The organism is Bhargavaea sp. CC-171006 (assembly GCF_009761675.1).
GTDB classification, from domain to species: Bacteria; Bacillota; Bacilli; order Bacillales_A; family Planococcaceae; genus Bhargavaea; species Bhargavaea changchunensis.
The window spans coordinates 176,445-199,572 of the sequence record NZ_QUZH01000004.1 but is presented as its reverse complement, the minus strand read 5'-3'; the positions used below and the strand labels follow the sequence as shown (position 1 = coordinate 199,572).

The window sequence follows — 23,128 nt, the reverse complement described above, 5'->3', positions numbered from 1 at the left end:
GTACTGGCGCCGGCTAAGGCAACGCCCGCGGAAAGCGACCAGAGCCACTGCTGTTTGCTTTTTTTGCTGGAGATACACTTTTCATACACCACTCTATCATCAAAAAGGAAAACTAATTTTCAGAAATATATTGCGCCTCTCAATTAATCGTGATAGTGTAAAAATCAAGTTGAAGGATTTCCTTCATTAATGGAAAACTTTTGAAGGGATTCCTTCAAAGCAGCCGGGCATTTTTTGCAGGCCTGGCTCAACTTTGTCCCGCCCGCTTGCGGGCTTCTTGATGTTAGGGTCATTACATAAAGTCGAATGGGGTGTACGGGATGATGTTGAAGGGGTTGGTCCACCGGGAGATTCTGAAACTTCCGAGGGGGCAGCGGAAAGTGGCGGAATATGTGATGGAGCGCCCACATGAGGTGGCGGTCTGTTCGGGGTCCGAGCTTGGGGAGCGGACCGGGACAAGTGAGTCGACGGTCATCCGTTTCAGTTACAACATGGGATTCACAGGCTACCCGGCCCTGCAGAAGGCGATCCGTGAAGAACTGTATACTCCGGAAAGCGGTTTCACGGATTATCAGGATGACAAGCTGACAATAGGCGAAGATTACCGGATCTATGAGAAGGTGATGGAGCGGGATCAGCGGGCGATTTCCGAGACGGCCAAAGGCATTGACCCTGTTCAGTTCGACAGGGCTGTCCGTGAAATCCTCACGGCCGGCAACTTATCTGTAATCGGCCTCCGGGCTTCTTACCCGGCTGCATCTTGGCTGGCGCTTATGCTCAGGTTTGTGCGCGATGGTGTTCAGGTCATGCATCCTCAGGCGGAGGATCCGGCTCTATCAATGGTCAGGACGGACAGCAATTCAGTTGTGATCGTCTTCAGCTTCCATCGCTATCTGAAAGAAACGCTTGAAATCACAAGCCTGGCGAAAAAACGGGGCGCATTTGTGATCGGCATCAGCGACTCACTGTCTGCCCCGGTGTCGGCGTATTGCGACGTGTTGTTTTCCATCGAATCCGGCTCCTCAACGGTCGACAAGGCAGCCCCGCTCTTTTCGTTCCTCAATGCACTCGTTGCAGCCGCCTGTGTCAAGAATCCTGCCGAAGTCAAGAAGCGGCAGGAAGCAGCAAGGGAAATCGACAATGGATTCTATTATGTGGAAGGCATCTGAAACATCCGGGAGGAATGAAAATGGAGCAGCCGGTGATCCGGACGTTTGAAAAAGAGGAAGTTCACCAAGCCTCCGAACTGGAACGGACTGTTTGGGGAGGTTCCACTCCGCCCCAGCAGTTCATGACTGCAATGAAAAACGGCGGCCTCCTGATCGGCGCCTTTATCGGGGACCGGGCGGTGGGCTTCCAGTACAGTTTTGCCGGTTTTGACGGAAAGAAGCCGTATCTGTGCTCGCATATGCTGGCGCTCCTTCCCGAATACCGGCATTCGGGACTCGGTTCAGCGCTGAAGTGGCGCCAGGCGGAAATGGCGAGGGAAATCGGCTATGACTGGATCCAGTGGACGTTCGACCCGCTCGAGAGCCGCAATGCCTACCTCAATATCCGGAAGCTCGGCGGAATGGTCAGCACTTATTGGGAAAACTGCTACGGTGAGATGAAAGATTCGCTGAACGCGGGACTGCCCACGGACCGCTTTCGGCTGGACTGGTGGATCAACAGCCCCCGTGTGACGGATGGTCTGCGCCAGCCCGAGCTGACGGAAGATCAACCTTATAAGGTGTCAATCGGTGCTTCGGGACAGCCTGTCCTGGATTCGCCGGGGAATATTCCGGAGGCGGAGGCTATCGTTGTTCCAGTCCCGGCCGATTTTCAGGAGATTCGCAAGGAAGACATGGGGCTTGCCATCGACTGGCGGGAAAAGACGAAGGAAATATTTACACAGGCATTCAAGGCGGGCTACGTGCTGGCGGACGTCCGGAGAAAAGACGGGCATCTGAATGAGTACATTCTGTTCAAAAAAGAGCATGTGCCTCTTTGACAGCTGAAAGGGAGATGGGAATATTGATTATCAGTGAAATTCGAATTCGCCGCATGGAGATGCGCATGAAGCATCCATTTACGACGAGCTTCGGGACGATGCAGGATAAGCCGTTCCTCCTGATCGAGGTGATCGATGAGGAAGGGAATTCCGGCTGGGGGGAATCGGTTGCGTTTTCTTACCCTTGGTATGCCGAAGAGACAGTCGAAACGAATGTGCACGTGATCCGTGACATCCTCGTTCCGCTTCTGCTCGGGAAAGATATCAGCCATCCTGACGAGGTTAGTGAAATTTTCGCTCCGATCCGCCGAAACAATATGGCGAAATCTGCGGTCGAGGGCGCTGTGTGGGACCTTTACGCAAAACGGAACAAACAGACCCTCGCAGAGGCTCTTGGTGGGACCAAAGAAAAAATCGACGTGGGTATCTCGATCGGCATACAGGACAGCGAGGAACAGATGGTCGAGACAGTCCGAGGCTTTATCGAACAGGGCTACAAACGGATCAAGATGAAGATCAAACCGGGTGCCGACATCGCGATTATCCGCGCGGTCCGGGAGGCATTCCCGAATGTGCCGCTGATGGCGGATGCCAACTCCGCTTATACATTGGATGACATCGAGCTATTGAAGATGCTTGATGACTTCGATCTCATGATGGTCGAACAACCACTTGCTCATGACGATATCATCGATCACGCGAAACTGCAGGAAGAGCTTGAGACGCCAGTGTGCCTGGATGAAAGCATCCACTCACTCGAGGATGCGCGCAAAGCGGTCGAACTCGGCAACTGCCGGATCATCAACGTGAAGATCGGCAGGGTCGGCGGACTGACCGAAGCGAAAAAGATCCATGATTACTGTGTCGCTAAAGGCATCGACCTCTGGTGCGGAGGAATGCTTGAAGCGGGCATCGGACGCGCGCACAACGTGGCCCTGACGACGCTTCCGGGCTTCACGCTTCCGGGGGATACGGCTGGTTCCGACCGGTACTGGGAAGAAGATATCATTACACCCGCGGTTGAGGCCTTGGACGGTGAGATCACTGTCCCTTCCGGTTATGGAATCGGTTACGAGCCGGATCTGGAGAAGATGAACAAATACACGATAGATGAAGAAGTCTTTAAATCCGAAGAAACAGAGGCTGCCCGCTGAGGGGAGCGGGTGGAAGGGGTAAATCGCGGTGCTTTTGGGCACCGCTTTCCTTTCGCTGAAGGAGACGGAATATTCCGCCTGTCGGCACGACTATTGTTAGTGGAAGAAAAAAGAAACTTATGTAGGCAATTAGTCATGTTATAAGACAATATTCCTTACTCTACTTGAATGTTTGGAGTTTTCGGAGTATCTTGTTTACATAATAGAAAACGCTTTCTTAGTCACGGAATCGTTCACAACGCAGAAAAACAACCGGGGAATGGACTGTTTTACGGACAGGTTAACCTTCCCGAAAACGGAGGGGAATGCAAGTTGAAAGAAAGTATCCGGCTAGGCGCAGCATTTGCAGGAGTAGTGGTCGGGGCGGGCTTTGCCTCGGGCCAAGAGATTCTTCAGTTTTTTACGAGTTTCGGATTGTGGGGGATTGCCGGCGGAATCGCAGCCATGGCCGTATTTGCTTTTATCGGAATGAATCTGGCCAGCATCGGCAGTTCGCTAAAGTCGAAATCACATAAGGAAATCATTTATAAAATCTGCGGGAAGCCGATCGGCATGTTTGTGGATGCCGTCATAACGTTCTTCCTGTTCGGCGTAGCGGTTATCATGTATGCCGGCGCTGGATCGCTGTTTGAGGAACAGTTTGGAATACCTGCCGTTGTCGGCAGTTTGTTCATGGTAGTGGTGACCATGATTACTGTTCTGCTTAACGTTCAGAAAATCATCACGGTGATTGGGGCGGTCACGCCGTTCCTGGTAGTCATGATCATTATCCTGGCGGGCTATTCGGTCATGACAGCTGATATCTCAGGTGCGGAGATTGCTCGCTTGGCACAGGAACAGGATACGGCAGCGCCTCACTGGCTGCTGAGTGCCTTCCTGTACGTATCGTTTAACATTGCATGCAGCGCATCGATGCTGGCAGTCATGGGCGGAACGGTCAAGGACCGCAAGACGGCTGCACTCGGTGGAGCAATCGGCGGGGCGCTTCTCGGAGTCCTGATCCTGCTGGTGAACTTGGCCATGCTGACCAAACTCGATGCGGTCGGCGGAGCAGCCATGCCGACACTGGCACTTGCCGCGGAGATCTCGCCGATGCTCGGCAACATTATGGCGGTCGTGCTGCTTTGCATGATCTACAATACTGCGGTCGGTATGCTGTACTCCTTCACGGCACGTGTGTCGGTAGCCGGCACGAAACGGTTTAAAACCTTGGTTGTCCTATTCGGAATCGGAGGCTTTGCACTGAGTTTTGTCGGGTTTGTCAGCCTGGTCGGCACTCTATATCCGATCACGGGTTATCTCGGCCTTGTCCTCATTGCGGCAGTGATTATCTACTGGTTCCGGAAAGTCGTGGTCGGTGCCAGGGTGAGCAGCGAGACAGCTTAATAGTGAAGAAAGGGGGATGCGCCGTTACTTGGATGCATCCCTCTTTTAATTTGCATTAAAAGTACCATGGACATCTATTCAGGATTATCTCAAAATGTAACTTATCGGATTGAAGGAATACGTGAAAAAGAGGGATAAGATGAAGAGAAGTTTAGTATTTATCATAATTGCATTTTTGCTGGCGATGAATTTCCGTGTTCTGGAAATAAACGCTGAAAGCGCGAATGGATCTGTTCCTGAGAAAGTCGTATTGGATGCGCTGATCATTTCTTCTGGGGAAGAAGAGAATTTCGCACCGTTATATCCAGACGCGGACAGTCTGGAAGCGATCGGACAGCTGGAAGTCGGTGACAAAGTCACTGTTTTGGAAATGGGGGACCAGCGCTCTGAAATTCAGGTTGTGGAGCCAGACGGAACGAGTGAAGATGAATCCTCCGAGCCCGTCAGAGGATTTGTTGATAATGGATTCCTCGAAATGATTGAAGAAGAGGTTCTCCCTGAAACAGAAGAGGAAACCGCTGAAGGTCCGGCCGTGAAACAAGAGGCAGCAGAAGGCGAAGGGTCTGATGTTGCAGGGAAAGCAGGCGAATCGGAGTCAGCGGAAGAACAATCAGCTCCAGAGCTGACTGCTCCAGAGACTGCTGGTGGACAGGGCGAGTCTGCTCAGATGGATGAGAAGCAGGAGGAAAGCGGAGAAACTGCTTCCGATCCGGAGCCTGCACTTTCAACGATAAGCTTGCAGAACACGGCAACGGCAAGCAAAGTCACACTTCAAGGCTTGGCATTAAAGTCCCCAATCCGGGTATATGACCTTCACAACCCATCCGTGGTGTTGAAAAGTTATAGCCAGGGGAAGATTTTGAAATTTACACAAGCTGATGGGGAATGGTATGCCGCTACTGTTTACATAGCCGGTCAGGCAAAAGACGGCCTGATCGCCAAAAAAGATGTCGATTTGCTGGTCGGGGATTCGGCAGGGACCGGGTATGCGGCGAAGCAGACGGTCAATGTCTATTCAAGACCGGATTCCGGTTCCGCCATACTTAAGAGCTACCCGCTTAACCACCGGCTTGCTTACCGGACCCTTTCAGAAAACTGGCACTCCGCAAATGTTTATGTCGCGGGTGAAAAGAAAAAAGGATATATCCGCAAAGGCGATGTATCCGGCCAAAAAGTCGAGGGACTGCCACTCAAGGGAATTGCACTGAAATCCCCGACCTACGTGTATTCAAGTCAGGATCTCGGCTCCAAAAAACTGAAATCTTATGGAGAGGGCAGAATCCTGTCCTACCGGTCCACATCCGGAGACTGGTATCAGGCGACTGTCTATGTGAATGGCAAGGCGATGTCTGGCTTTATCCATAAAAGCCATGTTGCCAATATCACGGACCGGCCAAGTCCGCTAAGGGGAGTTGCGAAAAAGCAGCCGACCCCAATATACTCGTCGGCTTCCCTGAGTGCGGCTTCCCTTAAAAGCTATTCTGCGGGGACCGTCCTCAAATATGAAACATTTGCGGGGGATTGGTATAAGGCGAAGGTATATATAAGCGGCAAGGCACGTACAGGGTATATTCACCGGTCCCATGTAACCAATGTCGCCAACCCGCAAACGAGAATCCAGGGCGCAGCAGCAAAATCCAGGGTATATGTCTATTCAAGAGCTTCACGGGACAGTACGAGTCTGAAAAGCTATTCATTCGGCAGTAAGCTCATTTATCATTCACTGATTCCCGGCTGGTACGAGGCGACCGTCTATGTGAATGGCAAACCGCGAAAAGGTTACATTCATGCATCCGACACCGTAAGTCTGCAGGGCAAAAAGGTCGTACTGGATGCAGGTCATGGGGGCCATGATCCGGGGGCCATTGCCCGCGGATTGGTTGAAAAGGAAATTGTCCTTGATACGGCTCTCCGCGCAGAGCGTCTTCTGAAAAATGCCGGTGCAGGCGTGATCATGACGAGAAAGACAGACGTTTTCCTCGAACTCTCTGAGCGCGCGGCAATCGCGAACGCATCGGGCGCGGATGTGTTTGTCAGTATTCATGCCAACAAGTTTAACGGCGAAGCAAAAGGCGTGGAAACGTTCTGGTATGGAAAATACGAAAAACAAAGAAGTATAAACTTGGCACATGCTTTGCAGAACCAATTGGTTGCGAAGATGGGGATGTCATACCGGCGGGTGGCAGAAGGGAATTTCCATGTGATCCGGGAAACGAAGATTCCAAGTTCACTAATTGAAATCGGGTTCCTGGATCACCCGCACGATTCCGCCAAGCTGGCGCAAGCCATTTATCGTGAACGGGCGGCAGAAGCTGTCCTCCTTGGAATCAGCGACTACTTTTAAATCAAAATCGGCATCAGCCCTGTTGTTCAGGGCTGATGCCGATTTTTTGATACCGCGATTAATTCTTTAGCTCACCATTGTTTTTAAAGTGGTAGACCGTTCCGTCAATCTCGAGCGTGCCTCCGCTCTGGCGCTTGCCGTCTTCATGGAGATAATAGGTCTTGCCGTTTTTCGGGTCTTCCAGCCAGCCTGTTTCCATGGCGCCTGTTTTTGCGTCAAAGTAATACCAATCAGCATCAACCTTCGTCCATCCTGTGCGGAGGTCGCCGTTTTTGTGGAAGTAGTACGTTTCCCCGTCAACCTCCAGCCAGCCGGTCACTTCATTTCCTTTGTAGTCCAGGTAGGACATCTTGCCGTTCTTCTGTACGGTCCAGCCGATCGGTTCCAGGCCGCCCGGATCTGCAGTGATCCGGCCTTCAACCTGAGGATTTACAGTGCCGAGGGACTGGATATAGTCGATGAACATTTCCCAGTCAGCAAATCCTGGCTCGCTGACCCGTCCTTCTTCATAGGCCTGGCCGAACATGTCATAGCCGTCTCCGCCCTTGGCGGTGAAAATGTTGGTTGCCACCTTGTACATCACTGCAGGGTCGATCTCAGCAGTTTTGCCGTCTTCACCGACCACGCTTGCGTCAAAGACCCGCTCGCCTGCCGGCTGTTCAGGGTCGAACTTGAATTTCATGCCGGCTACGTGGAGGAAAGCGCCAGAAGCCGTGGGATAAGCGGAAACACTGTGCTCAAGGGCGGACAGGATTTCGGCTCCGCTCAGTTCCATGATGGCAAGGGAGTTTCCGAATGGCATGACTGTCATGACCTCGCCGACAGTGATGTCCCCTTCGTCGATGGAAGCACGGATGCCTCCGCCGTTCGTCAGGGCGATTGATGTCGCACTGTCAATCGACTTGGCTTTTGCAAGCATGCCGTCCGTGATGAGGTTGCCCAGGTTCGTTTCCTTTGTGCGTACATCTGCCCGCTCACCATCTAGTGTAGTAAGGGATGTAACACCGGTCGACTCTTGTTTGATCTCTTCGACACGGTCCGAATAAGGCTGCAGCGCCGCCGCATACTCCGCGTCTGCTTCAGCGGAGGTCGTGTCATGAAGCTGTCCGGAGTAGGACGTGATGGCGCCGCCATCATCGAATGTGACATCGAGCTGGCCAAGGAATTTGCCGTATTCAGAGGCCTGGACGATGACTGTCGGCTCGTTTCTTCCATCCTGGTAGACTGCAGGCTCTCTGAGTTCAACATGGGTGTGTCCGCCGACAATGACGTCGATGCCTTCCACGTTTTTCGCGAGGAGCTGATCGTTATCATACACCGGCGAATCGTTATAGCCGATATGGGTAAGGGCGATGATTTTGTCGACGCCCTGGTTCCGGAAAGCGTCAACGGCTTCTTGTGCCGCCGAAATATAGTTGCTGAACGCGACCGAACCGACGCTCGAGATGTCTGGCGTTTCTTCCGTCGTCAGTCCGAAAATACCGACCTGTTCACCGTCGATCTCTTTGATGATGCCCTTATAGATGCCTCCGCCGCTGAAGTCGGACGTGTAGACGTCATGCTGGAGCCCATCGAAAAGGGAATCACCGGAAAAGTCGGTGTTCGCAGAAACAAACGGGAACTGAGCACCGGAGATGAAGTCACGGAGTGCCTGATGGCCTTCAGGGCTGGAACCCAGGTCGAATTCATGGTTGCCGAAGGTCATGGCATCGTAGCCGAGCATGTTCATCAGTTCGAGGCTCACTGCGCCCTGAAACTCGTTGAAATAAAGGGTGCCGCTAAAGACATCTCCTGCATCCAACAGAAGGTTGTTCGGATGCCCGCTTCTGATTTGTTCGACGATTGTCGCCCGCTGTGGAATCGTTTCTACATGTGAGTGAGTATCATTCGTGTGCATGACGGTGAGTTCGAAATCACCATTGGCGGCGAATGTGTTACTTGGAATACCGGAGAAACCGAGTGCCAGGAGTGCTGCGGCAGCAGATGATTTGATCCATTTGGATTTCTGCATTTATATCCCTCTTTCTTTAAGTTGATGTTTACGAAGCTTGGTCAAGTCCGCTTTCGGCTGCACCGCTGTCGAAGAGCGATCCGGCCCATTCCGGGTTGTCGATGAACGGGTTGCGGTTGCCCTGGATTTCGAAGATGACCTCGTTCCTGTGCTGTTCAAATTCGCTGACCGGATCCATCTCATGCCATTCGAGGAGGACTGACAGCTTGCCGTGGAACGGGGCACTGCCGTTGTTCACTCGCTCATTCAGTTCAAGGTCGACGCGGTCGCCTTCCTCATAGCGGGTCGCCATGTAGAAAAGCATACGGGCGACATCGCCTTTTACTTCATCCGGTGCTTCGAATGAATCGCCGTCACGGAGGCAGCCGCTGCAATTGTTGACCGGGTTGCCGCCGTAGTCGAAGTCTAGGTTGCCGCGTGAACTGTTTACCTGGACGTCTGTCGGCCGTAGGTGATGGATGTCCGTGCCGGGGCCTTTGGATGTCCCGAAATCACCGTGGGATTTTGCCCAGACATGCTCACGGTTCCAATCTCCGACCATGCCCCCGTTGCGGTCCTTGGAGCGGGATTGCTGTGAGTAGAACAGGATGACGTTGTTCGGATTATTCGGGTCTTCATCCGTCAGGCGCAGCGCTTCCCATACTTCGGAATAGGAGAGGACCTCCTGTTCCGAGATGATGTCGTGGAGGGCGGCTTTCAGAGCTTCGCCTTCCAATCCTTCCGTGCCGCTGTAGTAGCCTTCAGGACCAACCGGTTCTTCCGGGTCGGCAGGCTGTTCCGCCTGTTCGACTGTCACGCTGAAGCGGGCGGTCGCGCTGGCTTTTCCGTCTGTTGCAGTCACCGCTATAAGATGCGTGCCGGCTTCCAGGTCGAGCGTCAATGTGCTTCCGGAGATGTTCCCTTTTGTTGCTGAGTAGGTGAGGGAGTCACCGTCGGGATCTGAGAAGTGTTTTGACAGATCGATAGAGACTGTTTCGCCTTCGGTTACAGCTTTATTTTCAAGGGGAGCTGACACTTCAGGTGCCTTATTTGTTTCCGTTGCAGGCTCCTCTTCACCAGGGAGGCCGATCAGCCGGCCTTTGGAATCATAGAGGTTCAGAAGTTCCGGAGAAGCTTTTTTCTCAAACTTGATCGATTGGATGTTTTCGCCGCCGCGGATTTCAAGCGGCTTCGCGCCTTCGATGATCAGTTCCTTCACTTCGGTGCCCTTGGCGTCGATGATCGTGCCGTCTTGTTTCGGTTTCACATAGACAGTCTGATTCTTGAAGCCGTCACCGTGGAGCTCTGCGTAGCGGCCGTTCAGGTGAAGGCCGTTCGGGATGACGCCGTGTTCATTGATCGTGACGGAAACGCTCTGCTTACCGATCGTCACTTTCTTTTTGTCAGGCTTGTCGAAGACATAGTGGTCTTCCGGAGTGATCGGTTCAAATTCCATGCCTTTTGCAAGGTCGAGCTGGACCATGAGCGGGTCGTGGTCACTCGCGCGGCCCGCCATGTCGGTGAAGTCGGCGTTGATGTGCAGGATATCAATCTCCGTATCTTCTACGAGGTTGTTCGAGACGACGATGTGGTCGAGCACCTGCGAGTTGCCCTGATAAATATACGTGTAGCGGTCAGGCGACTCAACGTGGTTGATCATGTTCGTCATGATGTCGCCTTCCAGGATCTTGAGCGGTTCCGCGAACTGGTAGTCGTTAAAGTCACCGACAGCAACGACATTCGCATCCGGATTGTCCGCTTTCACGTCTTCTACGAATCCATGGACAAGCTTGGCGATCTCAATGCGCTGGGCTTCGCTGCCGAGGACCGGTGGCTGGATCTTTCCGAAAATCGGCGTGTCGCCGCCTTTGGAGTTCCAGTGGTTCGCGATCACAACGACGCTTTCGCCCTGGAAGTCGAACTGGGCGGCAAGCGGCTTCCGGCTGTCTTCAAATGCCGGGTCGTTTGGCGCGATACGGCCAGGGTTCAGCGTGAGCTTGCCGTCTTCGTAGCCGACATCGGTCGTCGCGTCGCCGTGAGGGATGCCGTCAGTGAGGGAGACGCGTTCCGGATTGTAGAGGAAGCCGACGCGGATGTTCGCGCCAGGCTGTCCGCCGTCTTCATCGTTGACCGGGTTGATGTTGGCATACTCATATCGGACGCCGCCCGCTTCGACGATGGCGTCGATCAGGCGCTGGTAAGATTCGGATGCATCGGAGTCGCCGGCGTCAGGGCCGTTATTGTCCTGGACTTCGGTCACGCCGACAATGTCCGGGCTCTGCATATCCACGGCGAATGCGCGGGCGAGCTTGCGTGCCTTGTCGTTGGACGTGGTCTTCGTGTTGTTCGAGAAGTTCTCGAGATTGTATGAAGCGATTGTGAGCTTGTCCCCGTCTTTGACGATTGTCGTCTGCTCCGGCGAGGTATCGCCTTCCACATGGTTCGCCTGCATGTCGTCAAGGGAAGCAAAGATCTTGTAGTTCTGGAACGAATATCCGACGACGCCGGTGTTCGGGCCTTCGAATCGGTCGCCGGTAGCGACTTCAAAGTCCCGGGCCGGACCATTCGGCTCGAGGCGGAACTGGATGCGCTCCGCATTCTGGTCGCCTTCTTTGTAGAGGATACCGCCATGGATCGTTTCTTCCGGCCAGTTTTCAAGCACGGTGACGAGGTCGCCATGTTCCTGAGGGCCGACCGCGCGGACGTCACCGACCGTCACGCGCATGCCTTCGAGGCTTTCCCAGAAGTCGATCGCATCCGACTCCGGATCGAAGATCGTGAGCTGATCATCGTCGACTGTCTCGGTCGGGAGGTTCGACTCGTCGATCACGACCGGTTCCGGAAGGTCGAGGCCTCTTTCGACCACGTTTACTTGTCCGCCGCGATCATCACGCACATTGATCTGTGTAATCGGGAGATCGGTTTCCTGGCGGTCGGAGTAGCCGTCGATGGCATACTCGCTCACTTCACCCGAGACGGAAACAAGATCGCCGACCTGGACCGGCCAGCCATTGCGTCCTGCATAAAGTGTGATCGCTTCTGAAGTGTGCGGATTATCATCCGCAAGCTCATCAGGCGTCTGGATGTGGTAATAGTGGGAGCCGTTCAGCTCGTAATGGTACGTGACGATTCCTTCCACGCCTTCGACACGCTGGCCGTCGAACGAGGAGAAATGATCCGCACCCTGGATGTCATGAATCTGGAGTGCTTCGGTGATGGTGTACTCAAATGTGGAGACTTCGCTGAAGTCACCTTCCGCGTTACGGACAACGGCTTTCAGGACAGTATCTTCACTGATTGTGACCGGTCCTTCAATGACCGTTCCGTTTTCAGCCGGATCGGATCCGTCAATGGTATAGAGGATATCTGCATCCTTCGTAGTCGTCGTGAGGGTCACTTCCTGAGGGCCGACATATGTGCCGGATCCAGGAGTTGCCGATGCAGGACGCAGGATCGTGCTGTCAGCAACGATGTCGCCGGCGCCGCGAGGGATGATCTGGTAGCCATCATCGAATTGCTGGACGATGCCTGTGACCGACTCGTAGGCCATGCCTTCTTCCAGGCCGATCTGGTTGGTTTCGTCGCGGACGATGAATTCACCGTTGCCGTCTGTCGCTGTGAAGTTCGCCCATGATCCGCCGCCGGACATGTCGCCGAGCGTTACGCCGCTGACGGTGACCAGCTGCGACTCAAGCGCTTCGCCGATCTGGTCGCCCGTGACGGATTTTCCCGCCGGTGCTTCCGCATCTGCGCGGCTGACAACGGTCGCGCCGTCCAGCTGCAGGAGACCGCGATAGTCGGCGAGTGTTCCGGTAAGGGTCACTTCCTCGCCGACTTCAAGGCCGAGGGAAGTCGGGCGGACTGCAATGCCGCCTGTTTCGTCCTGGACGGAGATCGTGTTCTTCAGGTTGGCTGCGACCACGCCTTTGACGGTTACGGTCTCACCGAGAGGGAGGGCCCGGGCATCCGCGATGGAGATGGTGTCAACCGGTTCTTCAGGATCGGATGGCCCGCCATCCTGAAGGTGGGTGCCGAGATTCGAGAAATCGTCTTTACCGAGCGCATCCCATTCGGTCGTCCGGTCGAACGGATCATCGATGACCTTGTCACCGGATGTCACGGCCGCTTTTCGGATAAGGGTCAGGTCCGTTCCGAAGTTTGCGCGGGCCCCGACCTGTCCAAAAGAGTCCACCACCTGACCATCCTTTTTCAGGACGACCGCGTCGTCGCCGTTGAAGTTGATGACGGTCTGGTTCAGAAGATTGGCCTTGCCGGTGATATCCGAAGCCGCCTGGTTATGGGCCAAAACATAGGTCTCGCCGGGTGCAAGTGTTCCGGATAGCTTCAGGGAATTGCTCGGTGAAGCAGAACCGTTTGCATACAGTTCAAGGGAGTAGGCCCCGAGGTCCACTTCCGCTCCTGTGCCGTTAAAGAGTTCAAGTGCCTTGTTGAAGCTGCTGCCCTCAATATATTCGGAGATCAGCAGGTCTTCCGCCGCAGATGCTGCATCTGCGGTTGCCGGGATTGCCGGCACCATCAGGCTCAGCATCAGGCTTGCGGACAGCAAGCCATTCAGGGGCCTGCGCCATCGCTTTTGGTTCATGGGAGAATCGCTCCTTTTTTGTGTAAGTCCAATGGAATCGTGGAGGAGAATTAAGTCAGTTTCAATAGGTAGTAAGAGAACTTAATGAAGTTTACGGAAGCTTTACACAACTTGCTACTTTAGTCCGTCTTCACTCCTTTCCTGTTTATCATGCCGGGGGCAAAAAGGCGTGACAATCCTTTTTGCTAAAGTTTGGACTTTTGATTCTATTAAACTATTCGTTTTGAATCAGGAATTGGCGGGGTCAGATAGAAAGATAGGCTAATGGGACCTGGGCGGTGGAGGTCTTTAGTAGGTGCAAAGAAACCCGGCTTTGGAGCTTCTTTTTGAAGGGTTCAGGATATGATAAGATTAGAAAAAAGAAATGGTTGAATTATTATGAAAAAATGGTTTGAGCAAATACAGAGTGCCATGACAATTCAATTCAAAATCTTAGGGCTGGTTACTGCTCTCATCCTATTTATCGTTGTAGTGATTACTGGTATTTACATACTTTTTGAATATAGGGAAGATGTGGCGGATGCTGAAAAGATGGCATATCAGACTGCAAAAACACTGTCTTATATGCCTACAGTGCAGGAAAGCCTGCAAGATCAAGAGGCTATACCGGAACTGAGAAACATCATGGATAACCTGCTCCGTGATACAAATGCGTCTGCAGTTGTCATGACCGAAGGCGAGCGGTTCTTTGTCACAGTTGGAGATGAAGATATGATCTTGAAGGTGTTCGATCACCCACCGATAGAAAAGGCACTTGTTTTTGGCAGTTCTTACATAGATCGTGTTGGGAAAGATGATGAAGTGGCTCTAGTGGGTGTGTCGCCTCTGCTCATCGATTACGGAGATTACAAGAAGATTGATGGAGCAATCATGGTCATTTATGACAGAACACTGATCATTCAAAACGTGATTCGAGACTCTATTCCCATACTGATTGTCTCGACGTTGGCCTTGATTGTCGGTTTAATCGGAAGTCTCCTGCTGGCCAGGAATATCAAGAAAGATACATTGGGCCTCGAGCCAAAAGAAATCGCTTTCTTATATAAAGAACGGAAAACTGTGTTTTCATCGCTGAAAGACGGCATGATTGTGACAGACGGAGAGGGACGGGTACGCATGATGAACCCTGCAGCGAAGGGCCTCTTCCATATCACAAGCAGTGTAAGAGGCAAGCCGCTCATGGAAGCGATCGGTGATTTGGAATCCCCCTTACTCAGTGATGATTTTAAGGGAGACGAGGAATTCGAGATTGGAGACCAGACCATCATCGCCAGCAGGCAGCATATCCGGACAGAGGGCAGGATATCGGGCGCCATCTTCACTTTCAGAGATAAAACGGATTTGAGAAAAATGTCGGCTTCCCTATCCGAGACTCGACGTGTATCAGAAGACTTGCGTGCCCAGACGCATGAATTCAAAAATAAATTGTATGTCATTATGGGGCTGATCCAGCTCAACAAAAACGAAGAGGCGATTTCTTTTATACGCGGTGAAACACAGAGCCAAGAGAATTATGCAAGGTTTGTTTCATCGTCAATTCGGGATGAAAAACTTCAGGCAATCATCCTGGGCAAATTGGCGAAGGCTTCGGAACAACATGTCTCCTTCGAGGTGGATCCGGGTTCATCCTTGGCGAGTCTTCCCGGACATATCGACTTAAACGGATTGGTCACCATTCTTGGGAATCTGATTGACAATGCGATGGAGGCAGTGAAACATCGGGAGAACGGAGAGGTTGTCCTATTTGTGAGCGACTTGGGAACGGACATCCTTCTCGAAGTCTCCGATAACGGAACTGGCATTTCGGACAATTGCTATTCCCGTTTATTCGAACGCGGGGTTTCCGGAAAAGGGCCGGGAAGGGGTTACGGACTGGCGAATGTGAAAAAGGAAGTGGATTTGCTCGGAGGAGAGATTGAAGTTCAGTCTAGTCCCGAAGGAACCACTTTTTCAGTATTTCTTCCGAAAAACAGATAGGAGGACTGGAAATGCTTAATGTCCTGATTGTTGAGGATGATTTCCGAGTTGCGCAGATTCATGAAGGTTTTCTGGAACAGGTTCCCGGTTTCCGGCTGGAAGGAAAGGCGCGTGATGCAGGGGAAGCCCTGCAGTTTCTTGAAAATCGCACGATCGACGTGGTCCTGCTGGATGTGTTTATGCCGGACCGGCTCGGGTCGGATTTGCTGTCCGACATACGGGATCATCATCCGGGTGTCGATGTGGTCATGATTACCGCCGCTGACGAAATGGCGTTTATCCGAAAAGCACTTGATTACGGTGTGTTCCGTTATCTGATCAAACCCGTAGACATCGGGGAATTCAAAGAAGCACTGAATGAAGTGAAGAAAAAGCGGGCGCTCCTCAATGGCGACCGAGTAGAGCCAGATGCACTAAACCGGCTGTTCAAGACTGGTTCCAGCCAAGCAGATGATCTTCCATCCGGTATTGATTCTGTCACCCTGAAAAAAATCACGGAGTTGATTGAAAGCCATCCGGAGGGACTTTCATCGGAGGAGGCCGGGAATTTGCTTGGAGCCTCCCGCACGACGGCCCGGCGTTATCTGGAATACCTGACGGGAAACGGCAGGGTGCGTTCAGAAAGTGTGTATGGCATTGTAGGAAGGCCGGAAAGACGATATTTTCCAAACGGCGGATGATTCCGCCGTTCTTTTATTGTCTTGAACTTTATGAACTTTATTTACAGAACGTTAATAAAACACAATAATTTGTAAACGTTTACACCGGCATGTGAGGCGATTAAGATTTAGTTATTCTATTCAGAAAGTAATTGAGCTAAATAAGGAGGACTAACAGATATGAAGAAATGGCTGCTTATCGCAGGAGCAACCCTTGCATTGGCCGGCTGCGGAGACAGCAATGCTGAGGATGGCTCGGATTTTCCAAACAAGAACATTGAAATTGTCGCGCCTGCTTCGCCCGGTGGCGGATGGGACCTGACGGCACGTTCAGTCCAGAAAGCGCTGAAAGACAATGATCTCGTATCCGAAAACATCAATGTACAGAACAAGCCCGGTGGCGGCGGTGAAGTAGGGTGGAAATATCTTGAAAAGAAAGATGCGCACACACTTGCTGTCAACTCCGGACTTCTGATCACCAACAATCTGCTTGGCACGAGTGATCTGACCCATGAAGACTTTACTCCACTGGCCACTTTGGCGACGGAATGGCAGTCCATCGCAGTGACCCCGGATTCGCCGTATACAAGCATTGAAGAGCTGATGAATGCCATCAAGGAAGATCCGAAGTCAATCAAGATCGGCGTTGGCCCGGCGCTTGGAAATGATGACCATCTGTCGCTCGTCCAACTGGCACGTGAATATGATATCGATCCAAAAGAATTGAACTTCCTTGTCTATGAAGGCGGCGGCGATGTCGTTACGGCGCTGCTCGGCGGCCATGTAGATTTCGTGACCACTTCCATGTCGGAAGTGAAAGAACAGCATCTTGCCGGAAAGTTGAAGATCCTTGGAATTTCCTCCGATGAGCGTGAAGAAGGTCTGGAAGACGTACCGACGTACAAGGAGCAGGGGGTTGACATCGTATTCCCTCACTGGCGCGGTATCATGGGACCTCCAGGTATGACGGATGAAGAAATTGCGTACTGGGATGAGCAACTTTCCGCAATGGCGGAAACGGAGCTGTGGCAAGAAATTGTCGAGAATAATGACTGGGAAAACTATTACATGAACAGCGAAGAAACTGCAGCTTTCTTGAAAGAACAGGCAGAGACGTATAAAGGCCTTGTAGAGGATGCAGGCATGGGTCAGTGATCCTTTCCTGCATTTCCTTTTGATTAAGGAGGGATGGAATTGAAATGGTTCAAGATCGGAATGCCGATTTTCCTCATTATTGTGGGTCTTGCATTCCTGATTTCTGCAATGAATTTACCAAAAGCAAGCCTGGGGAATCCGAACGGGCCGCTTTATTTCCCGCTTGGGATCAGTATCCTGCTGATTGCACTGTCTATCATTTATCTGATCCAGGAACTCCGCAAAGTTCGTGAAGCCAATGAGCATATTAGAGAGCTTTTCAGCGGACGGACACCTGTGTTAATCCTCAGCACAATTGTGCTGGGCGTGGTGTATGCACTGATATTCGAACCTTTGGGCTTCCTTGTTTCGACAATTCTGTTCCTCGGGGCACTGCTGTTTGTCGTAAACGGCCCGAAGCGATGGGTCTCCAATATAATTGTGACACTCGCATTCTCATTCATGACTTGGTACGCGTTTGGCGAATTGCTGGGCGTCAGCTTGCCTTAAGGAGGGGAAAACAACATGGATGCATTTATTGAAGGACTCACAACGTCCCTCCAACCAATGAATATTTTATGGATTGTAATCGGCGGATTCCTGGGTACGGTTGTCGGGATGCTCCCGGGACTGGGTCCCGCAACGGCAGTTGCCGTCCTTATTCCGGTTACATTCGGGATGGATCCGGTCAGTGCCCTCATTCTGATGGCGGCCATCTACTACGGTGCGATGTACGGCGGCTCGAGAAGTTCGATCTTGCTGAACACACCAGGTGACGGATCTGCCATTGCCGCGACATTTGACGGCTATCCGATGGCACGACAGGGCAAGGCGGGCGAGGCGATGGCGCTTTCCGCTGTTGCTTCGTTCATTGGCGGCATCATGGCAGTATTCGGCTTCATTCTCTTGGCCCAGCCGCTTGCGAATTTCGCGCTCAGATTCGGTCCCGCAGAATACTTCCTGCTCATGCTCCTGACATTATCCGCCATCGTCTCTCTGTCGATGGGCAAGATGGTCAAAGGCTTCATCTCAATGAGCCTGGGGCTTCTGATCGGCACAATCGGAATCGATACCCAATCGGGTGTGTACCGTTTCACTTTCGGCATCACCGAACTGAGTGAAGGGCTGGATTTCCTCATTGTCATCATCGGGATCTATGCCTTGGGGGAAGTCCTGTTCAACTTCCTGACCATTGATGAAGACAGTAAAAAAGAACGAAAAAAGGTCGGCAGGATCTGGTTTACAAAAGATCAGTGGAAACGGTCACTGATGCCGATGCTCCGGAGCGGACCGCTCGGATTTATTATCGGCGTACTGCCGGGTGCTGGCGGAACGATCGCTTCGATGCTCAGCTACTCGTCGGAAAAGCAGATTTCCAAAAAGCCTGAAGAGTTCGGGAAGGGTGCTCCGGAAGGGCTTGCCGCTCCGGAATCAGCCAACAACGCTGCTTCGGTAGGCGCGATGATTCCGCTTCTTACGATGGGTATTCCAGGTTCCGGTACGACTGCAGTCATGCTCGGGGCATTGATCATGCTCGGTATTCGGCCGGGTCCGCTGCTTTTTGAAAATCAGCCCGAAACGGTCTGGACACTCGTCAACAGCATGTTTATCGGGAACGTTGCACTTGTCATTATCAACATCGTGCTTGTCGGACTTCTTGTTAAGATTCTGGATACACCTGCAAAAATTCTTTATCCGCTCATCGTACTGCTGGCATTTATCGGTACATACACGCTCAGCTATACGGCATTCGACTTCTTCCTGTTGATCCTGTTCGGCTACTTTGGTCTGGTGATGAAAATCCTTGATTTCCCGCTGGCTCCGCTGATTCTGGCAGCCATTGTCGGGGGCGACATGGAACAGAATTTCCGGATGGCTCTCACTTCATCGAATGGAAGTCTCGGAATCTTCTTCGATTCTGGAGTTTCGATCGCTCTGTTTGTCCTGATCATTCTGTCGCTTTGCTACCCACTGATTGTTAAGGCATTTCAACGTCGTAAAACCAATCCTATTTCCTGACTGAAAGGCGGAATTCATATGACAAACAAAAACGTGGAAAATGATTATGATGTGATTGTCGTTGGAGCAGGGAACGCTGCTCTTTGTTCAGCGATTGCTGCGAAGGAACAGGGCGGTAACGTTCTTGTTCTTGAACGTGCGCCTAAAGAAAAGCGTGGCGGTAACTCCTTCTTTACTGACGGTGCGATCCGTGCGGCATACGGAAATCTGGACCAGATCCGTGAAGTCATGCCGGAACTGTCGGATCAGGAAGCCGCAAAAACGGACATGCCGGAATATACAGAGGAGGACTTCTATGAAGACCTGATGCGGGTCACAAAAAATGAGAGTGAACCTGATCTTGCGCGCACCCTGGTTTCGAAATCCTTTGATACAATCCGCTGGATGAACAGCCACGGCGTGGAATTCGAACTGAACAAAGCAAACCAGTCGTTCGTAGAAGACGGAAAGCGGATCTTCTGGGGCGGCCTTCCGCTGAAGACAAAAGAAAAGGGAATCGGTCTGATGCGTTCGCTGTTCAAACGCGCAGAAGAACTTGGGATTGATGTTCTGTATGAAGCACGTGCACTTGATATCGTTCAGCAAGAGGGACGGGTGTCCGGCCTGAAAGTTGACGTGTCCGGAGAAGTAAAGACGTTCGGAGCCAAAAGTGTTATTCTCGCCTGCGGCAGCTTTGAGGCCAACAAAGAAATGCGGAAAGAACACATCGGACAAGAGTGGGAGGCGGCTGCAGTCCGCGGAACGGAATATAACACCGGCGATGGGATCGATATGGCACTCAAAGCAGGCGCGGTCCGCTTCGGGCAATGGGACGGCTGCCACTCCATCGGAACGGATGCGAATGTTCCGAAGGTCGGCGACTTCAACAAACCGGGGGACATCTTCAAAAAGCACTCCTACCCGCTCAGCATCATGCTGAACAAAGACGGACAGCGTTTTGTCGATGAAGGTGCAGACTTCCGGAACTATACGTATGCCAAATACGGTAAGGAAGTGCTGAAGCAGCCGGATCATATCGCTTATCAGATCTACGATTCCAAAGTCCGTCCGCTTCTCCGTCCGGAGTATGATCTGGAGGAAGCCACTTTCTTTGAGGCGGATTCGCTTGAAAAGCTTGCTGACCAGCTTTCCGTGAACAAGGAAGCCTTCCTGGCCACGATCAGGGAATATAACGAAGCCGTGCAGGACGGTGAGTTCAACCCGTCAGTAAAAGACGGTAAAGAAACGAAGGGCATCGAACCGCCAAAATCGAATTGGGCCAATACAATCGATGAAGGGCCTTTCTATGCCTATCCGGTCACTTGCGGCATTACGTTCTCGTTTGGCGGGGTGCATGTGGATACAGAAGGACATGTGCTGGATCAGAATGAACAGCCGATTCCGGGACTGTATGCAGCGGGCGAGATGGTCGGCGGCATCTTCTATCACAATTACCCGGGCGGTTCCGGCCTGATGTCCGGTGCTGTATACGGGAAGATTGCCGGAACAAGCGCCGGCCGCCATGTTCAGGCCGTCCAAACCATTTAACCAGAAGCCGCCATGCAGATTGGCGGCTTTTCTGCTTCAGGAAGAGTGGCTGATTCAATGAAAACAAGGAAGACCAGTTTGTTTATTTTGGCATTGCTGTTTTACGTCGTCTTTATACCGGATTATGCACCGTTTCCGGCCGAACTCAAAGCCCTGGTCGTACTGGTTATTGTACAAATTCTATGGATTGGCCGGGTATTTCCGCTCGCCCTTTCGGCACTGAATCTGATCTTGATTTTGTCGCTTCACTTTTTCTCGTATGAAAAAACTTTATCTTATTTTGCTTCACCTATTGTCTGGCTGATGTTTTCAACCTTTTTTCTCTCCGGAGCATTCATTTCTACAGGGTTGGCAGCGAGAGTCTCTCTCTTTGTATTGGGCTGGTCAAGGGGGTCCAGCCGCCTGCTCATTCTGATTTCTTTTGTTCTGACCGCGATTCTTTCTGTTGTTCTGCCTTCAAACGTCGGAAAAGCCAGTCTGGCCGCTTCGGTATACAACAGTATCCTGAAAAGCATGGATCCGATTGCAGACATGAGGAATACCAGTAAATCGATGTTTATCGGACTCACCTATATCGTGCCTATTTCCGGTGCGCTCGTGGCTACCGGTGCCAGTTCAACTATCTACGCTTTTGGATTAATAGAGAAGCAGGGAGCAAGCTTCGATTACTTGTCATGGTTGTGGGCATTTTCCCTTCCTGTTCTGCTTTTTCTGTTCTTACTTTGGATCTTGGCAATGGTCTTATTCCCGCCGGAAAAAGTTGATCGCCGAAAATTGATGGAGATCATTGACCGTAAGGCCGCTGAAAAGGGCAGGTTAACCTCTCGGGAATGGAAGATGATGATCATCATCAGCCTGACATTAGTGCTGTGGGTTGCGCAGCCCTTGCATGGAGTCTCGATTCCTCTTGTCGGCCTGCTGGGAGCCGTCCTGACCTTGTTGCCTGCAATCGGGGTCTGGGATTGGGAAGAGGCCCGGACCCGAATTGATTGGGACATGATGCTTTTTTTTGCAGCGACAATCATGGTCTCTCAAATGCTGATCGAAACGGGGACTCTGCAATTGGTGTCCGATCTGCTCGTCAACCTGCTGGGCGGCCAATCGAAGTTGCTCATCTTCATATTGATGGTGTTACTGACGATGTTGCTCCGCCTGATTTTCGTCAATATTCTTGGATTGCTCACCATTATGCTTCCCCTTGCTATCACAGTGGGGCAATCGCTTCCGGGAGATACGGCGATGGGGGTTGCCATGGCGGTTTTTCTGGCAAGTATTCCGGGATTCCTGTTCATCATCCAGTCGCCGGTACACCTGATTTCGTTTTCTTATCAGTATTTCTCCGAGCGTGACCTGCTGAAGATTGGGCTTCCTTCCATGCTGATCTGGACATTGCTGATCCTCTTCAGCGCACTTGTCTGGTGGTGATTCATCGTCCTTTAGGCTCTCTTCAGAGAGTCTTTTTTTCATGAGTGGAATGATTGATCCTGCTATTTATGGCTATTAGTTGTCATATGAATATTTAATTTTGACAACCAATTATCAAAAGTGATATATTTTTCTCGTGAAATCGTTTACTATTGGCTGCTTATTTCGAAATCTGGCGGCATCAATGTGTTGAAGATGAAGGTAGGAGAATCAGAATGGATATTTTGGAAAGGCTGAAGGGCCGGCTGATCGTCTCTTGCCAGGCGCTCGAGGATGAGCCGCTCCATGATTCCTATATCATGGGCAAAATGGCTTTGGCGGCCAAAGTCGGCGGTGCCGCAGGTATCCGGGCCAACACGGTCAAGGATATCCGGGCGATCAAAAAGGAAGTGGATCTTCCGCTGATCGGCATCATCAAGAACAACTACGGAGATCATCCGGTGTTTATCACGCCGACGATCAAGGAAGTCGCCGAACTTGTTGAGGAAGGCGCAGATGTGATCGCATTCGATGCAACGGACAGGACGCGTCCGGACGGAAAGACATTCGGGGAATTTTTCGCAGAAGTTAAAACACGCTTCCCTGACCAGCTATTCATGGCTGACTGCTCGAGCGCGGATGAAGCGGTCGAGGCGGAGCGGGCGGGCGTCGATATCGTCGCGACGACACTCGTCGGCTACACCCCTTACACGGAAGGTCATGTGCCGCTTGAGGCACTGGAGGAAGTCGTCTCCCGTGTGTCGGTTCCCGTCATCGCGGAAGGCAATATCGACACACCGGAAAAAGCACGGAAGGCACTCCAGATCGGCGCCCATGCGGTAGTGGTCGGCGGAGCGATCACCCGGCCCCAGCTGATTACGAAGAAATTTGCGGATGCCATGGATGGGCATGCGTGAAGACAATCCCAATACATAATCGGA

The 23,128-nt window shown here is 52.0% G+C and carries 15 protein-coding genes; 13 read left to right on the top strand and 2 right to left on the bottom strand.

From position 1 onward, the window contains the following. Nucleotides 1-323 precede the first annotated feature (323 nt). The 5 genes from DZC51_RS02360 to DZC51_RS02340 all read left to right on the top strand — a co-directional run bounded on the left by DZC51_RS02360 (nucleotide 324) and on the right by DZC51_RS02340 (nucleotide 6,874). Nucleotides 324-1,169, top strand: coding sequence for a MurR/RpiR family transcriptional regulator (locus DZC51_RS02360; protein WP_198304038.1), 846 nt, complete (start codon nucleotides 324-326; stop codon nucleotides 1,167-1,169). A 20-nt stretch (nucleotides 1,170-1,189) separates the two neighbouring features. Beyond that, nucleotides 1,190-1,990, top strand: a complete 801-nt coding sequence (locus DZC51_RS02355) for a GNAT family N-acetyltransferase (RefSeq protein WP_157293766.1) — start codon at nucleotides 1,190-1,192, stop codon at nucleotides 1,988-1,990. 23 nt (nucleotides 1,991-2,013) lie between these two features. Beyond that, complete coding sequence (gene menC / locus DZC51_RS02350; protein WP_157293765.1) at nucleotides 2,014-3,144, top strand: o-succinylbenzoate synthase; 1,131 nt, start codon at nucleotides 2,014-2,016, stop codon at nucleotides 3,142-3,144. A gap of 312 nt (nucleotides 3,145-3,456) precedes the next feature. Continuing rightward, nucleotides 3,457-4,530 carry a YkvI family membrane protein gene (locus tag DZC51_RS02345; RefSeq protein WP_157293764.1) on the top strand — a complete coding sequence of 358 codons (1,074 nt, stop codon included), beginning with the start codon at nucleotides 3,457-3,459 and terminating at the stop codon, nucleotides 4,528-4,530. A 139-nt stretch (nucleotides 4,531-4,669) separates the two neighbouring features. Further along, complete coding sequence (locus DZC51_RS02340) at nucleotides 4,670-6,874, top strand: N-acetylmuramoyl-L-alanine amidase family protein (RefSeq protein ID WP_157293763.1); 2,205 nt, start codon at nucleotides 4,670-4,672, stop codon at nucleotides 6,872-6,874. 58 nt (nucleotides 6,875-6,932) lie between these two features. On the opposite strand, the gene DZC51_RS02335 is transcribed toward DZC51_RS02340, so the two are convergent. Both DZC51_RS02335 and DZC51_RS02330 read right to left on the bottom strand, forming a co-directional pair. Then, nucleotides 6,933-8,885 (bottom strand): 5'-nucleotidase C-terminal domain-containing protein, encoded by a 1,953-nt coding sequence (locus tag DZC51_RS02335; RefSeq protein WP_157293762.1) that lies wholly within the window; start codon nucleotides 8,883-8,885, stop codon nucleotides 6,933-6,935. Nucleotides 8,886-8,913: 28 nt separating this feature from the next. Beyond that, the gene (locus DZC51_RS02330; RefSeq protein WP_157293761.1) at nucleotides 8,914-13,467 is read right to left on the bottom strand and encodes an endonuclease; all 4,554 of its coding nucleotides are present in this window, start codon (nucleotides 13,465-13,467) and stop codon (nucleotides 8,914-8,916) included. 378 nt (nucleotides 13,468-13,845) lie between these two features. On the opposite strand from DZC51_RS02330, the gene DZC51_RS02325 reads away from it, so the two are divergent. From DZC51_RS02325 to DZC51_RS02290, 8 genes are all read left to right on the top strand, one after another. After that, entirely contained in the window at nucleotides 13,846-15,444 is a 1,599-nt protein-coding gene (locus tag DZC51_RS02325; protein ID WP_157293760.1) for a sensor histidine kinase, read from the top strand. 11 nt (nucleotides 15,445-15,455) lie between these two features. Beyond that, a complete protein-coding gene (locus DZC51_RS02320) occupies nucleotides 15,456-16,124 on the top strand; it encodes a response regulator (protein ID WP_157293759.1) in 669 nt (222 codons plus the stop codon). A gap of 159 nt (nucleotides 16,125-16,283) precedes the next feature. Beyond that, nucleotides 16,284-17,258: a tripartite tricarboxylate transporter substrate binding protein gene (locus DZC51_RS02315; RefSeq protein WP_157293758.1), complete on the top strand. Its 975-nt coding sequence runs from the start codon at nucleotides 16,284-16,286 to the stop codon at nucleotides 17,256-17,258. 39 nt (nucleotides 17,259-17,297) lie between these two features. Further along, nucleotides 17,298-17,747, top strand: a complete 450-nt coding sequence (locus DZC51_RS02310) for a tripartite tricarboxylate transporter TctB family protein (protein WP_157293757.1) — start codon at nucleotides 17,298-17,300, stop codon at nucleotides 17,745-17,747. 15 nt (nucleotides 17,748-17,762) lie between these two features. Continuing rightward, nucleotides 17,763-19,256 (top strand): tripartite tricarboxylate transporter permease, encoded by a 1,494-nt coding sequence (locus DZC51_RS02305; RefSeq protein ID WP_157293756.1) that lies wholly within the window; start codon nucleotides 17,763-17,765, stop codon nucleotides 19,254-19,256. A gap of 18 nt (nucleotides 19,257-19,274) precedes the next feature. Beyond that, on the top strand, nucleotides 19,275-20,783 hold the full coding sequence (gene tcuA / locus DZC51_RS02300) for an FAD-dependent tricarballylate dehydrogenase TcuA (protein ID WP_157293755.1): 1,509 nt from the start codon (nucleotides 19,275-19,277) through the stop codon (nucleotides 20,781-20,783). A gap of 57 nt (nucleotides 20,784-20,840) precedes the next feature. Next, complete coding sequence (locus DZC51_RS02295; RefSeq protein WP_157293754.1) at nucleotides 20,841-22,208, top strand: SLC13 family permease; 1,368 nt, start codon at nucleotides 20,841-20,843, stop codon at nucleotides 22,206-22,208. Between the two features lie 215 nt (nucleotides 22,209-22,423). Then, complete coding sequence (locus DZC51_RS02290; protein WP_157293753.1) at nucleotides 22,424-23,104, top strand: N-acetylmannosamine-6-phosphate 2-epimerase; 681 nt, start codon at nucleotides 22,424-22,426, stop codon at nucleotides 23,102-23,104. Nucleotides 23,105-23,128: the final 24 nt, after the last annotated feature.